Raw genomic sequence first — 15461 nt, forward strand, 5'->3', positions numbered from 1 at the left:
AAAAGTTTATCTCACCATACATGGTTTCTTAGAGTTATATTTCCACTTTTTAATTAGATACTGCATAGAAGTTGAATCATCACGATCATGATATGGCAGACTGCGATATAATTCATTTGCTTTCATCACTTTATCCATATTTATTTCTACACCTAAACCTGGTTTATCAGGCAGTTTAATCATTCCATCTATAATTTGTAATGGATCATCACATAATTCTTGGCCATCTTGCCAAATATAGTGTGTATCGATTGGTGAAATATTTCCTGGCGCAGCAGCTGCTACTTGTGTAAATGCCGCCAATGTAATATCAAAGTGGTTATTGGAATGCGACCCCCATGTTAAGCCCCAATCATTTAATACATGTGCCATACGGATACTGCCATTCAATGTCCAGAAATGAGGGTCAGCTAACACAATATCGACTGCTCTAAGTGCTGCTGCATGATGGAATTGACGCCAATTTGTCGCAATCATATTTGTGGCAACAGGCAGACCGGTGGCAATCTTAAATTCAGCCATTATTTCACGGCTAGAGAATCCCGCTTCAGGACCACACGGATCTTCAATATAAGCAAGTATATCTCCTTTACCTTTGCAAAGCTTAATGGCTTCTTCCAATGACCATGCACCATTTGGATCAAGATTAATTCTTGAATCAGGGAATGCTTCATGTAAAGCTTGAATCGCTTCCATTTCTTCTTCTCCACGAAGCACTCCACCTTTTAATTTGAAACTCTTAAATCCATAACGATCTTTAGCTGCTTTTGCTTGAGCGACAATTCCTTCAGCTGTTAATGTTTCAATTCGTCTAACGCGATCCCAATCATCCTTAAATTGTGTTTCACGTAAATAATTAAGATCGAGTTTTTCCATATCCGCGATATAGAATAAATAGCCTAAGAAAGGAACTTCTGTCCGTTGAATGCCTCCATCGCCAAGTAATGCTGCAATTGGTTTATTAACAAATTTACCAAGTAAGTCCATCATGGCGCATTCAACAGCAGCTTCCGCTTGCACAACAAATTTCAAATTGGCTAAATTTAATCCTTGCAACCCTTCACCAGAGTCACCTTTTATACTCAAACCACCTTTACGTATGGCAGTAATACAACCTCTATAATCGGCAATCTCTTGTCCTACTACAAATGGACGATAACTTTCTATCATTCTAGTAATATCATCGCCGCCATGAATCTCACCGATACCTGTATTCCCCGTTTCATCTTCTAAAATAACAATATTACGAGTAAAATAAGGAGCATGACAGCCACTTAGTGTGAGCAGCGCACTATCATAGCCTGCTACTGGAATAACCTTCATATCTGTAATAATTGGCGATCCGTGCGATTTCATTATTTAACTTCCTTCCAGATTTATTAACCTCATAAGTACTCTAATCATTAATTCGAAACGTTATCTATTGATCGCATTCACGTTATATTATTTTACAAACACCGTTTTAATGGATGTAAAAAACTCTTTTGCTGCTTCTCCTTGTTCCCTGGAGTGGGAGCTGGAGTTTTTCATGCCGCCAAATGGTGCCTGCAATTCAACGCCTGCGCTCTCGGCGTTGACCCTGATCAATCCCGCTTCCATATCGTTAACAAATGAAAGCAAATGTTGGATATTGGCTGTAAAAATCGAAGCGCTAAGGCCGTATTCGACGCTGTTCGCAAGTTGCAGGGCTTCTTCAACTGAATCAGCTTTCAATAAAGCAATCACCGGACCAAAAATTTCTTCCTGTACAATTGTCATATCTGACGTGCAGTTATCAAAAATCGTAGGCTCTACATAAAAGCCATTAGCCTGTGTGCCTTCTTCAGCACGCTTTCCGCCAGTTAGAAGTGTAGCGCCTTCCTCGACTCCTTTTTCGATATAGGAAAGAACCGTTTTTAATTGATTTTCGCTAGCGCATGGTCCCATCCATGTCCCGCTGTCCAATCCATCCCCGATGGAAATGCCTTTCGTTTCTTTCACCAGCAACTGCTTGAACTCTTCATAAACTTCAGCTGCAACGATGACACGGCTTGTCGCGGTACATTTTTGCCCCGTCGAACGAAACGCGCCTGTAATGACTGCTTCTACAGCCAGATTAAGATCCGCATCCGCTGCAACGATTACCGGGTTTTTCCCGCCCATTTCAAGCTGGTATTTCGCTCCTCGTGCTAACGCGGCTTGTCCAATCCTTTTTCCAACGCCGTTTGAGCCGGTAAAGGTAATGCCGTTTATATCTTCGTGATCGGCGATGCCCTGCCCGATGACACTGCCCGGCCCTGTGACCATATTGATAACACCCGCCGGTAAACCTGCTTCTTCAAAACACTCCATGATCTTCGCACAGGTGATGGCCGTCTCGGTGGCTGGCTTCACCACAATCGTATTCCCATAAACGAGAGCAGGAGCCATCTTCCAGATCGGGATGGCGATTGGAAAATTCCAAGGTGTAATGACGCCCACTACACCAAGCGGGACGCGCGTCGTGAACATAAGCGCTGAACTGTCTGTGGATGGAATGACATCCCCCACTTTACGCATTCCTTCTCCTGCATAGTATTTCAGGATCGCAATACCGCGTGCCGTTTCCCCTTTTGTTTCTGCAAAGGTCTTACCCATTTCCCGTGTTGCACATTCTGCGATTTCATCAATCCGCTTTTCAAGAATATGCGCTACTTTATATAGATACTCCCCGCGCTCTGAACCAGCTAGTTTGCGCCATTTGTCTTTCGCCTTTTTCGCCGCTTCCACAGCCAGGTTCAAATCTTCCTTGGCAGATTTCTGTACAAATCCGACAATTGCCTGATTATCTGCCGGGTTTAAACTTTTTTCAACTTCATTTGAAATGGAAGTAACCCATTCACCATTAATATAGTTAAGATACGTTTTTGTTTGAACTGTAGTTATCATATATAATCCCGCCCTTATTAGATTGATTGAATTGGTGTTTCTTTTGGAAAACGATCTAAAGCATTCTCTAATATCGTTTGCATTTCTGCATAATGTTCTTTTTCCACCGGAAGAATTGGTAATCTGACTGTTTGCCCAACCGGCATTCCCATAATCTCCATACCTGCTTTAATGAGAGAAACGGCATACCCTTTTCGCTGACGGCGAATATTGTTGATTGGCATGATGACCTGTTGGTAAATTTCTTTGACCGTTTCTTGATCTCCGCTCAAAATGCCATTATAGAATTTCCGTGAGATGTGCGGGATGTAATTGGATATCGCGGATGAGTAAGAGTCAAAGCCAAGTGGGACGTAGGCCGACATGGTAACTTCCGCAAGCGGCATTCCGTTCAGCCAGCCGAAACGCTTTCCGAACGTTTGTGTAAGGAGTCCATTCAACTCCATATTGCCTAGACCGTCTTTGACGCCGACCACCTGCGGGACCTCAGCAAGCGCTTCCAAAGTTGAAATTGAAAGTGAAACATTATCACGCTGATATACTATGGAATTTAAGTCTGTACTCTCTGCGATAGCTTTGAAATAAGCCGCCAGACCTGCCTGTTCTCCAGTAACAAGATATGGAGGTAATATTAAATATCCGTCTGCCCCTCTATCCGCTGATATTCTGGCAAGTTCCAGGGAAGTTTGAATATTCCCGCCTACCCCTGTGTATACAGGGACTTTTCCAGCCGTAACGGATACGGCTACCTCTATCATCGCTTCATATTCCTCTTTACTTAACGATGGATATTCCGCTGCTGCACATGCTACGAAAATAGCCTCGAGTCCTCCATCTAGTAAAAATTGGATATTACGAGCAAGTGCTTGTTCATCAAGCTTATTACTCGTTGTAAATGGTGCTACGGGAAATCCGAGAATCCCTTTAGGTGCCTTGCGAATTTTATTCATTTTCTATTCCTCCTTGTGTATTATTGTTTTATTGTAAGACAAATATACCGTCTGGTCAATCGTATTTTTTTTATTTTCTGAAAAATCAAACCACCACCTCATCCCACAATAATTTCGCTTCTAATATATACAAAAAAACACGATAATTAAGGTGCTAAAAATGAAAAACGATTTATAAAAAAAGCCATTGACAAACAATTTTATTTGTCTTACCATTGGACAAAACTAAATATTTAGAATTTTCACGAAGGGAGAATCGGCCAACATTGTAAGCGGTATCAACTAAAAAATATAATTAAATACGTTTAAGGAAGTGAGTATATGAACGCTGAAGAAAAAGTTTTTCAAGCATCTCCTAAACTGCCAAATGCCCAGAAAAAAACACGGACACGATGGTTCATTGTCTTCATGCTCTTTTTGGTTACCGCTCTGAATTATGCAGATCGTGCTACGCTATCAATCGCAGGTACGGACATGTCTGGTCAGCTTGGTCTCGATTCAGTCATGATGGGCTATGTTTTCTCCGCTTTTGCATGGTCTTACGTAGCTGGACAAATTCCGGGTGGATGGCTTTTGGACCGTTTTGGCTCAAAAAGAGTTTACTTTTGGAGTATCACGCTATGGTCTACCTTTACGCTTTTACAAGGATTTATCGGATTTCTCGGTTCTGCCGGAACGGCTGTCATGGTATTGTTCGGACTGCGTTTTTTAGTTGGATTGGCAGAGGCTCCTTCCTTCCCGGCCAACAGCCGCATCGTTGCTACCTGGTTCCCAAGCCATGAACGCGGAACCGCGGCTGCCACTTTCAATTCAGCACAGTATTTTGCAACCGTTCTCTTTGCACCAATCATGGGTTACATTACGTATAAATTTGGTTGGGAATACGTCTTCTTCTTTATGGGCGCTTTAGGAATCATCGTCGCTTTCTTCTGGCTGAAAACGATATATGGCCCAAAGGAACATCCGCGCATCAGCAAAGCTGAACTTGAATATATCGAAGCAGGCGGCGCTTTGATCAATATGGATCAAACCACTACAAATAACGAGGAAAAGAAGGGCGTCAACTGGAATAATATTAAGCAGCTTTTATCAAACCGTATGCTGTTAGGTGTTTATCTCGGACAATATTGCATTACGACGTTAACGTACTTTTTCCTTACATGGTTTCCTGTGTACCTTGTACAAGAAAGAGGCATGACCATTCTTGAAGTTGGACTCGTCGCTTCCCTTCCAGCCATTTGTGGATTTTTTGGCGGCATTCTCGGAGGGACATTCTCGGATTTCTTGTTACGGAAGGGATTCTCATTGACTGTCGCTCGAAAATTGCCAATTGTTGTTGGGATGCTTCTATCGATGAGCTTGGTAGCTGCAAACTATGTAGATACGGAATGGGTGGTTATATTCGTTATGGCCCTAGCATTTTTCGGTAAAGGATTTGGGGCACTCGGCTGGGCGGTAGTGGCCGATACCTCACCAAAGGAAATGTCCGGTGTCAGTGGCGGGCTTTTCAATACATTCGGTAACATTGCAGGCATTACAACACCGATTATCATCGGATACATCATTGCCACGACAGGATCATTTAATGGGGCGCTAGTCTTCGTATGTGCCAATGCTCTTGTCGCGATTTGCAGCTATTTATTCCTTGTTGGTGAAATTAAACGTGTAGAGTTAAAATCATAGTTAACTAAATATTCTGGTAGGGGGAAGAATTATGAACAATCAAATGCTTAAGGATAATGTAAAAATCGGCACACCGGTAATTTCAGAAATGAGCGTTATTCCAGTTGCAGGCCATGATGGCATGCTGCTGAACTTGAGCGGTGCCCATGCTCCTTATTTCACACGGAACATTGTCATTCTGAAAGACAATGCGGGTAATACTGGTGTAGGTGAAGTTCCTGGAGGCGAAAAAATTCGCCAAACACTCGAGGATGCCAAACAATTGGTTGTCGGCCAGTCCATTGGGACATACAACAACATTCTGAATACCATCCGTAAGCAGTTTGCGGACCGGGATGCTGGAGGCCGCGGCCTTCAGACGTTCGATCTCCGTATAGCCATCCATGCCGTAACAGCATTGGAAGCGGCACTTCTAGATTTAGTCGGCCAATATTTAGGTGTTCCTGTTGCAGCCCTTCTCGGCGAAGGACAGCAGCGTGATAAGGTGGAAATGCTGGGCTACTTATTTTATGTAGGTGACCGCAATAAAACGGATCTTGGTTATTTAAGCGAGCCTGAAGCGGCAGATGACTGGATTCGCCTCCGTCATGAGGAAGCGCTCACACCTGAATCGATTGTCCGCTTGGCAGAAGCCGCCCACTCTCGCTATGGATTCAATGATTTTAAACTGAAAGGCGGAGTTTTGCGCGGGGAAGAAGAAATCGAAGCGGTGACGGCACTTGCGGAACGCTTCCCTGAAGCCAGGATCACCCTTGACCCAAATGGCGGCTGGCTGCTTAAGGATGCGATTGAACTTTGCCGGGATCAACATCATGTTTTAGCCTATGCGGAAGATCCATGCGGAGCGGAAAATGGTTTTTCCGCCCGGGAAATCATGACGGAATTCAGGCGCGCAACGGGCCTTCCTACCGCTACTAATATGATTGCAACGGACTGGAGGCAAATGGGGCACTCCATTCAACTTCAATCCGTGGACATCCCTCTTGCCGATCCGCATTTTTGGACGATGCAAGGCTCCGTCCGTGTCGCTCAAATGTGCAACGACTGGGGATTGACATGGGGATCACACTCGAATAATCACTTTGACATTTCGCTTGCCATGTTTACACACGTTGCTGCAGCCGCACCAGGAAAAATCACTGCGATCGATACCCACTGGATTTGGCAGGATGGGCAGCGTTTGACGAAAGAACCTTTTAAAATTGTCGGCGGAATGGTCGATGTCCCATCCAAGCCCGGACTTGGAATTGAAGTGGATATGGAACAAATCGAGAAGGCACATCAGCTTTATAAACAAAAAGGACTTGGTGCCCGTGATGATTCAATGGCGATGCAATACCTGATTTCCGGATGGGAGTTCAATCCAAAATCACCTTGCCTTGTCAGATGATTTTTTCCAACAATGCGTGCGTCTCTCTCTTTAGAGCGGCGCATTTTACTTTTTTTGGGGTATAGATCTTCTCTTCCTCACATGCAAATAAGTGTATTATATTATATAATTAGTCTTACAGTATAAATACATAAAGGATTTAACAGAAAAGGGGTTACACAATGGAAGAATCGTCAAAGAAATTAGGCGTACAATCGGTACATCGCAACACTCTTTCACAACAAGTCGTGGATCAAATCGTGCATCTGCTCGTCAGCGGACAAATGAAAGCGGGCGACAAACTGCCTCCTGAAATGGAACTTATGAAAGAACTTGAAGTAAGCCGACCTGTTTTACGGGAGGCACTCAGTGCACTTGATACACTAGGAGTCATTACACGGAAAACGCGTGAAGGAACCTTTTTTAACGATAAAATCGGTACACATCCATTCTCTGTCATGCTGGCGCTGGCTACGGATAATTTACCAGCGATCATCGAAGCGCGAATGGCATTGGAGTTGGGACTGGTAACAATGGCTGCCGAGAAAATCACAGACGAACAGTTGGAGAAACTGCAAGTTACGATTGACACGATTGCCAATAGTGAAGACAACGATTATGGAGAGGCCGATAAAGAATTCCACAAGATCATTGCTTTAAGTGCGAACAATCCCATTATTGAAGGCATGATCGATTCCTTATTGATTACCCATAATAAAATAAATAGCCTGATACAATTCAGGGAACGGGAACTGACTGTAAAGTATCATAAAGCCATCTATGCGGCACTTGCAGCGCATGATCCACATGAAGCATTCAGTCAAATGTACAAGCACCTTGATTACGTCCGTCAGAAAGTCCTTCAATATTCTCACGCAAATTAATATATCGTTTGTGTGGAAGATGGAAGTAATCGCAGCAAACTAATGGATCACTCAATGATCCAATTTCATAGGGAAAGTGGATTTTTCAGGGAACCTATTTTGCTTCCAAGATTTCAGAGTTCTACTTATCTTTTAAATCCAATTGATAGCATAATTTTTTTAAAAAAACTGGATAGTAGTTGAACTATCCAGCCCCAGCTTATCCACTTTCGATTGAAATGAAAATGTTCCCCGATGAAGTCGAAACCTTCCTCTTGCAAATTGTTGGCTAACCACAATCCCCCTCCAAGGCTCCACTCAAAAAAAATGCATCCCTGCTTACTAGCAGGAATGCATGTATCAGTCCCAAGTTCTGACCATCCTCTTTTTAATTTACTGCTTAATATGCACTCCAACCAGCATCTGCCGTGATGACAGTACCATTTACAAAACTGGAATCGTCTGAAGCAAGGAACAAAGCCACTTTAGCGATTTCCTCAGGTTTTCCATTGCGTGGATTGATGGCCATACCCAATTGTTGGCGAGAGATGCCGAACTCATTGATATTCGTCATGCTGGAACCGATATTGGTTTCAACTCCGCCTGGTGCTATTGCATTGCAGCGAATCCCTTTATTGGCATACATGAAGCCCGTGTTTTTTGTGAACCCAACCACTGCGTGCTTAGAGGCAGTGTATGCTGCGCCTGCTCGAGCACCGTACAAGCCGCCAGCAGAAGCAATATTGATGATGACCCCTTTTTGTTTCTCTAAAAAGATTGGCAATACCTTTCTAGTCGAACGCATGACGCTTGTCGTGTTAATGGCAAAAATCCGATCCCATCTAGAATCTTCAATGTCTCCAGCAGGTTCCATGCCATCCATGATGCCCGCGTTATTCACCAAAATATCCACCGTACCATACGTACTGACCGTGGTATCGATCATATGTTGAATATCTTCCTCCACCGCTACGTTCGTTTTAATGGCAAAGGCCATTCCGCCATTCGCTTTTATTTCTTCTACTGTCTCGTTCGCACCATCAAGATTTAAATCCGATACGACGACTTTAGCCCCTTCTCTAGCATAATCTATAGCAATTTGTTTCCCCATGCCAGATGCTGCGCCTGTCACTACTGCAACTTTGTCTTGTAATTTCATTTGAACTCCCCCATTCATTCTAGTGAAGTGATACTTATTGTACAGATGTTCATTAACTAACTTCCTTTATAGTATAATTAGTTTCAATAAGCTTATACAATCAGCAAATGATGACCTCGATGTTGAACAATGAACAGAAAGTGTTCATTATGTTCATTAAAAGGGCAATAACGAACAAAGGGTGAAGAAAATGTCCAATAATAACACTGGGATTGATAGGAGGATCAGGAAATCCAAACTGGCCTTGAAGGAATCTCTCATATCATTAATGCAACACAAGGATTTCAGGGAAATATCGATTACTGACATTGTAGAACGCGCCGACCTTAATCGGGGTACATTTTACAAACACTATCAGTACAAAGAGGAACTGCTTGAAGAGGTCATGGAGGATGTAATTGCCGATTTGATCATATCTTACCGGGAACCTTATAAAAATGTTGAAACTTTCACCATCAATGAACTAACGGCTTCAGTGATCAAAATATTTGAACATGTAGCTAATTATGCAAACATTTATACCCTCATCCTAAAGTCGAATGCATGGCCTACATTACTGGAAAGGATTTGTAATGAATTAAAGAAACTTCCATTGGAGGACCTAGAAGATTACCGGCCGAACCCTAAAATCAATACAGAACTTGCCTCCAGTTACCAAGCATATGCGATATTAGGCATGATCATCGAATGGGTCAACACCGGCTTTAAATACAGCGCTGACTATATGGCTGAACAGTTACTGGAAATCATTAATAATAAATCGGTAAATGCCGTCTATAAAATAAACCATACATTTAAGCAGGAATAAGAGGGCTGCATCGGCAACCCTCCTATCTCATTAATGCGCTGGCCCTTTGGAAAGAAACCTTGTTACGGCAGCCAAGTAAGCTGATAAATTATCTTCATGCACAAAGTGTCCTGCATCCTCTATCGTCACCAATTCGCAATTCGGAATAAGCTCGGAAACTTCCTGCAATTTATTTTGGGGTATATGGCTCGACCCGCCCCCTATAACAAGCGTCGGCATCATAATATCGGTAAGACGTGCCCACCATTCGGGATCGGGTTCATTAAGCTGCTGTAGAATCGAAGGCACAACCTGCCAATCAAACGGCAGAGGGCCAGAAGGTTGGGAAGGAACCTCAACTGGTTCATCCGAGAAAGGTGGAGGCGTATCTTCGACAATCAACCTATCTATCCTCGAAGGAAAAGTTTGCGAGAAAAGATAGGAAACTGTTCCCCCCATGGAATGCCCTATTAGCGAAAATCTTCCCAAATTCAGCGCATCCGCAAATTGAAGCAAATCATCGCACATCAATTCGAAAGTGTATGTATTAGTTCTCGCACTCCCACCGTGTCCCCGTTGATCTAAAGCTAATACACGATAATTTTCTCCTAATGCGGCAGCCACTTGATCCCATGACTCTGCACTTTTACCCAGCGCGTGAAGAACAACAAGCGGCGGTGCAGAAACATCACCGCTCTCCCGGTATTGAAACGTGTGTCCATTCAACTCAATTTGATTAACCCGTATTTCCATCTCCATTCATCTCCTAGGATCGGAATTGGTCATTTTTAACCCCGATCTATTTAAGAAAAACCTCCTAAAATACTATGTTCTCTAAAATTAAATTATACTTTTTATGCCTTCACCCATTAATTCGTCCTAACGGCGATTCATTCCTGTCTTCATCCGATTATTTCGACCTTCACCACATTTATTCATTCTTTGGTCTGGCGGAGTTGGCGGCAGCGAAGTAATCCATGACAAATAACCTAAATTGCTTGGCTACTGGGGTGAAGTAGCGTTTTTCTGACCAGCCGAGCCCTATTGTTCTTTGACAAGCAGGTTCGGTTATCCGGATTTTATGGGATAATGACCCGGTTTGATGGAGCCATGTCAATTCTGATACGAAGGCGACTCCCAACCCTTTCCTGACAAGGTCCGAGATGACAGCAGGTTCATCTCCTTCAAATGCGATATGCTGGACGAATCCCGCTTCAAGGCAAAATTGGTCGGTGAGGCTGCGGAACCCGAAGCCTGTGTTCATACTGATGAATGGTTCATCTTTCACTTCTTGGAGTGTAATGCTTTCCCTGCCTGCCAGCCGGTGATTGGGGGGCACGATCAAGTATATATCTTCGGTGATCAGCGGTTCCCACTTTAAGTCTGGGCCTTCAATCGGAACGGATGATATGCAATAATCGATTTCTCCTTCTATTAGAAGCTGCTTCATGGATGATATGGATTTTAGGAATTGTTGAAAACGGACGTCCGGGTATTGAGATAAAAATGTACCCAATAAATCAGGCAGGACCCTGGGAATGGTAACGGCCAAGGTGATGTTCTTTTGGTCTTGATCTGTTAATTCCACTATTTCGCGCCTCCCTTCATTCAGTTCCGCAAAAGCGCGTTCAACACGATTCAAGAAAATTCGTCCGGCTGCATTGAGCTTGATTTTCCGGTGTTCCCTATCGAACAGTGCGACTCCCAAATCCTCTTCAAGCCGGGAAATGGTTTTACTGAGGGATGGCTGAGCAATCTGAAGTTGTTCCGCAGCCTTCGTCATATGTTCCAGCCGTGCTACGGTTTGAAAGTACTGCAGCTGTAATATTTCCATTTTTCCACTCTTTTCACATAGATTTAAATCTATTATTACATAATCAATTATGTATTATACAGTATCTAAAAAAGCCATTATGATGAAATAATCTCTTAGTTAGAAAGGGCAGGCTCAAATAATGAAAGGTTTACAACTTGTATTTCAAGATATAAAAGCAATGTGGAAACATAAACATGGGAGAATCGCCTTGATTTTCCTTCTGGTCGTTCCATTGATTTACTCAGGTTTCTTCTTGGCAGGATATTGGAACCCTTATGGGAAGTTGGATCAGCTCCCTGTGGCAGTGGTCAATCTCGATAAAGGTTCGGAAATGGACGATAAGCCAGTCGAGGCTGGAGCTGATTTCGTTGAACAATTGAAAAAGCAGAAAGAATTGGATTTTCACTTTGTCACGGCAAAGGAGGCAAATACGGGTCTTAAGGAAGGTACCTATTATATGGTTGTCACGATTCCGGAAGATTTTTCGGAAAATGTCACGACTTTAATGGATAAAAAACCGGAAACGGCTAAACTTTTGTATACTGTCAATCCAGGTAAGAACTTCGTTGCTTCACAGATCAGCTCTACTGCTGTTGAAAAAATGACGGCAAAAATCAACGCAAGCATTACGAAGGTCTATTCTGAAGGCATCCTTTCGAAATTCCAGGACGTTTCTAACGGCTTGGCGGATGCCGGGGATGGTGCGGAAACGCTTCATCAAGGAACGGCGGATGCGAAAAGCGGCAGCGAGAAATTGAATGATGGTATCCAGGATTTGAATGATGGCGTCCAGAAGTTACAAACAGGAAGCACCAAGCTCTTGGATGGACAAGAGGCCTTAGCAGATGGTGCGAAAGGATTATCAACAGGTTCCCAGAACTTGCATTCAGGCATGAAACAGCTATCTGATGCACATGACTCATTGGAAAATGGAATGAATGAAGTAAGTAAAGGTGTTGAGAACTGGTCAGCCGGAAATGCAAAATTGATGCAAGGGCAAGAACAGGCTGCCGATACAGCGGATACTCTAAAAAAACAATTGGATGCCTATATGAAAAGTCATCCTGATGCAATAAAGGATCAAGACTTCAAGCAAATCGTTGCCCTATCAGAAGGTTTATCCGAAGCAGCCACCACTTTACATGCCGGTCAAAAGCAATTGGGCGAAGGTGCTGCCAAAGTGGCTGATGGACAAGAAACCGTTCAAACCGGGATGAATGCTTTTGGTGATAAAATGGCACAAGCTACCTCGGGTGCCAAGCAATTAAACGAGGGTTCTGAAAAATTGGTGAACGGATTATTTAAATGGAAAAATGGTTTCTCCACTTTACATGCCGGAATCGAATCGCTAGCCGGCGGAAGCAGCCAGCTAGCCAGTGGATCGACGGAACTTCAAGACGGACTGGCTTCACTGGAAACGGGTTCGAGCAAATTATCCACCAAGCTTAATGAAGCTGCCGATAAAACGGCCAGTCTTCAGTACGACGATTCGACAACTTCGATGTTCTCTGAACCCGTACAATTGGTACAATCCAATTTATCTGAAGTACCTAACTACGGAACCGGGATTGCTCCTTATTTTCTGTCATTGGCCTTTTATGTAGGCGGCATCATGGCTTCCAATATTCTGCCGCTTGGCCGCAGGCAGAATCTTAAGGTTACCGGAACCGTTCATTTCACGAATAAATTAATGCTGGTATATGTAATCGGCTTGATACAGGCACTTCTAGTGGATGCAGTCGTCCTTCTTGGATTCCATTTACACGTGGCCAGTGTCCCTGTATTCATTCTATCAAGCATCATCGTTTCATTTACCTTCATGACATTCATTCTTATGTTGGTGACCGTATTCGGAGTGGTGGGCAAATTCGCAGCCGTGACCCTTCTCGTGTTCCAATTGGCGACCTGCGGCGGAACATTCCCAGGTGAACTGGGCATGTCATTATTGACGAAAATCGGTCAATTTCTACCTATGGCCCACTCATTAAAGGAACTTCAAGAGGTCATCTCATTAGGCGGCTGGGAAAACTTGCGAACGCAGATTTGGATCTTACTTGCCTATCTCGTTTTTGCAGCGATCATTGGTTGGATAGCCAGTCATATCCAGCATGCAAAAGTAACTTCAGAGGAAGTGACATCTTGATCTGAAAAAGCGCAGTGCAAATGGCACTGCGCTTTTTTTATATACAAGTGAAAATCACCGGGTAAAACAATTAAAGTCGGCTAAACTTAAAAGAAAAAGCCCTATGCTGCCTGAACTATTCAGGTGGCATTGGGCTTTTTTATTGTTTCATTTAAGCGGTTTGATCTTTTTTCATAGCTGGTTTTTCTTCAGCCGGCCATGCGCGCTTAATGAATAATGTCAGAATCAGTGCCACAGCAGCAATGAAGGTGGATACAAGGAAGGAGAAGTTAATTCCATCGAGCATCGCCTGCATTCCGATTTGGGCCTGCATTTGTTCCATCATTTCAGCAGTGGGCTGGCTTGTTAGTTTGCTCATCGCTTTGGTCATTAAATCCTCACCGGAAGAAGCGGCATGGTTTGTCATGACCGTAACAAGCAATGCTGTACCGATTGCGCCTGAAATCTGGTTCAGCGTGTTATTCATGGCTGTACCATGCGGGTTCATACGTGCTGGCAGCGAGTTCAATCCATTTGTCATGATCGGCATCATGGCCATGGATAAACCGAATAAACGGACGGAATACAGGATCACAATATGTGTATAAGAAGTATCCATTGATAACTTACTGAAGAAAAAGGTTGTGACCACGGTGATAAATAAGCCGAGCGAAGCAAGTACGCGCGCACCGAATTTATCGAAGAGCTTTCCGGTGATCGGTGACATGAGGGCCATCAATAGTGCACCGGGCAGCATCAATAATCCTGAATCGAATGGTGAAATGCCACGGACCGTTTGTGTATACATCGGCATTAAGATCATCGCCGAGAACATGGCCATATTCAACACGATTGAAATCGTTGCAGATAAAGCGAACATCGGATGTTTGAAGATCTTGAATTCAAGCATCGGCGTTTCCATTTTCAGCTGGCGTGTAATGAAAAGGATCAGGGAAATGGCACCGACAATCAATGTTCCATATACCCAAGGGCTATCCCAGCCTTTGCTACCTGCAGAGCTGAATCCATAAAGCAGGCCGCCAAAGCCTAAGCTTGAAAGAATGACCGATAATTTATCAATTTTAATATCGACTTTTTCCTTTTTGTCTTTAAGCTTAAAGAAGCCGAGAATAAGCACTAGTAAAGCAAGCGGAGTGATGAAGTGGAATAGCATTCTCCAATCATAATGTTCGATGATCCAGCCTGAAAGCGTCGGCCCGATTGCAGGGGCAAACATCATGACTAAACCGAATAATCCCATTGCCGAGCCCCGTTTTTCAACAGGGAATGCAGTTAAAAGCACGTTCATTAATAACGGCATCATAATTGCAGAACCTGCAGCCTGAACCATACGTGCGCTCAATAATAGCGGGAATGTATGCGCTACACCTGCAACGATCGTCCCGATTGAGAATAGGAGCATGGCTGTCAGGAACAGATTACGTACCGAATATTTTCTTATTAAGAAGGCTGTTGTCGGAATCATGATTCCGTTCACAAGCATATAGCCCGTTGTCAGCCATTGAACTGTGGAAGTCTCGATTCCCAGGTCTGTTTTGATTGATGGCAGTGCAATATTTAAAAGGGTTGAATTCAGTATCGCTATAAACGCCCCGACCATCAGTATGGCCAAAATGCCATACGAACCCTTTTTTTCATTTGTTTGTGCAGTACTCACTTTTTATCTATTCCTCCATTCAAACTATTGGTTCATTTAATTAGACGAGCGGTATATTCCAAACTCACAAAATCAATAATATACCCCTAGTTCATTTTTTGCAATAAAAATTTACTGGTTTAAATAA

At 43.4% G+C, this 15461-nt stretch carries 12 protein-coding genes; 5 read left to right on the plus strand and 7 right to left on the minus strand.

The genetic code is table 11. The features are described 5' to 3' along the window. Positions 1–6: 6 nt before the first annotated feature. The 3 genes from AC3ISB_RS21850 to kdgD all read right to left on the minus strand — a co-directional run bounded on the left by AC3ISB_RS21850 (position 7) and on the right by kdgD (position 3857). A complete protein-coding gene (locus AC3ISB_RS21850) occupies positions 7–1356 on the minus strand; it encodes a glucarate dehydratase family protein (protein ID WP_489274276.1) in 1350 nt (449 codons plus the stop codon). Between the two features lie 87 nt (positions 1357–1443). Then, positions 1444–2907, minus strand: a complete 1464-nt coding sequence (gene gucD, locus AC3ISB_RS21855) for an alpha-ketoglutaric semialdehyde dehydrogenase GucD (protein WP_141994532.1) — start codon at positions 2905–2907, stop codon at positions 1444–1446. Positions 2908–2924: 17 nt separating this feature from the next. Next, entirely contained in the window at positions 2925–3857 is a 933-nt protein-coding gene (gene kdgD, locus AC3ISB_RS21860) for a 5-dehydro-4-deoxyglucarate dehydratase (protein ID WP_489274279.1), read from the minus strand. A gap of 321 nt (positions 3858–4178) precedes the next feature. Here kdgD and AC3ISB_RS21865 point away from each other — a divergent pair, with 321 nt between their 5' ends. The 3 genes from AC3ISB_RS21865 to AC3ISB_RS21875 all read left to right on the plus strand — a co-directional run bounded on the left by AC3ISB_RS21865 (position 4179) and on the right by AC3ISB_RS21875 (position 7793). Beyond that, positions 4179–5540, plus strand: a complete 1362-nt coding sequence (locus tag AC3ISB_RS21865; RefSeq protein ID WP_489274281.1) for an MFS transporter — start codon at positions 4179–4181, stop codon at positions 5538–5540. A gap of 31 nt (positions 5541–5571) precedes the next feature. After that, entirely contained in the window at positions 5572–6930 is a 1359-nt protein-coding gene (gudD, locus tag AC3ISB_RS21870; protein WP_179891116.1) for a glucarate dehydratase, read from the plus strand. A 161-nt stretch (positions 6931–7091) separates the two neighbouring features. Continuing rightward, positions 7092–7793 (plus strand): FadR/GntR family transcriptional regulator, encoded by a 702-nt coding sequence (locus AC3ISB_RS21875; protein WP_063232459.1) that lies wholly within the window; start codon positions 7092–7094, stop codon positions 7791–7793. Positions 7794–8172: 379 nt separating this feature from the next. Here the strand turns inward: AC3ISB_RS21875 and AC3ISB_RS21880 are convergent, their stop codons facing one another. Continuing rightward, entirely contained in the window at positions 8173–8931 is a 759-nt protein-coding gene (locus AC3ISB_RS21880; protein WP_489274283.1) for an SDR family oxidoreductase, read from the minus strand. 190 nt (positions 8932–9121) lie between these two features. Here AC3ISB_RS21880 and AC3ISB_RS21885 point away from each other — a divergent pair, with 190 nt between their 5' ends. Further along, positions 9122–9739, plus strand: coding sequence for a TetR/AcrR family transcriptional regulator (locus AC3ISB_RS21885; protein WP_141994536.1), 618 nt, complete (start codon positions 9122–9124; stop codon positions 9737–9739). A gap of 30 nt (positions 9740–9769) precedes the next feature. Here AC3ISB_RS21885 and AC3ISB_RS21890 read toward each other — a convergent pair whose 3' ends face one another. Together AC3ISB_RS21890 and AC3ISB_RS21895 are read right to left on the minus strand one after the other, a co-directional pair. Beyond that, positions 9770–10471 carry an alpha/beta fold hydrolase gene (locus tag AC3ISB_RS21890; protein ID WP_430097248.1) on the minus strand — a complete coding sequence of 234 codons (702 nt, stop codon included), beginning with the start codon at positions 10469–10471 and terminating at the stop codon, positions 9770–9772. A gap of 178 nt (positions 10472–10649) precedes the next feature. Continuing rightward, positions 10650–11552 (minus strand): LysR family transcriptional regulator, encoded by a 903-nt coding sequence (locus tag AC3ISB_RS21895; protein ID WP_141994538.1) that lies wholly within the window; start codon positions 11550–11552, stop codon positions 10650–10652. Between the two features lie 121 nt (positions 11553–11673). Here AC3ISB_RS21895 and AC3ISB_RS21900 point away from each other — a divergent pair, with 121 nt between their 5' ends. Further along, positions 11674–13677, plus strand: a complete 2004-nt coding sequence (locus tag AC3ISB_RS21900) for a YhgE/Pip family protein (protein WP_489274286.1) — start codon at positions 11674–11676, stop codon at positions 13675–13677. Positions 13678–13828: 151 nt separating this feature from the next. Here AC3ISB_RS21900 and AC3ISB_RS21905 read toward each other — a convergent pair whose 3' ends face one another. Further along, complete coding sequence (locus AC3ISB_RS21905) at positions 13829–15277, minus strand: DHA2 family efflux MFS transporter permease subunit (protein ID WP_489276996.1); 1449 nt, start codon at positions 15275–15277, stop codon at positions 13829–13831. Positions 15278–15461 lie beyond the last annotated feature (184 nt).

It is taken from the genome of Peribacillus sp. GL_122, from assembly GCF_057835005.1.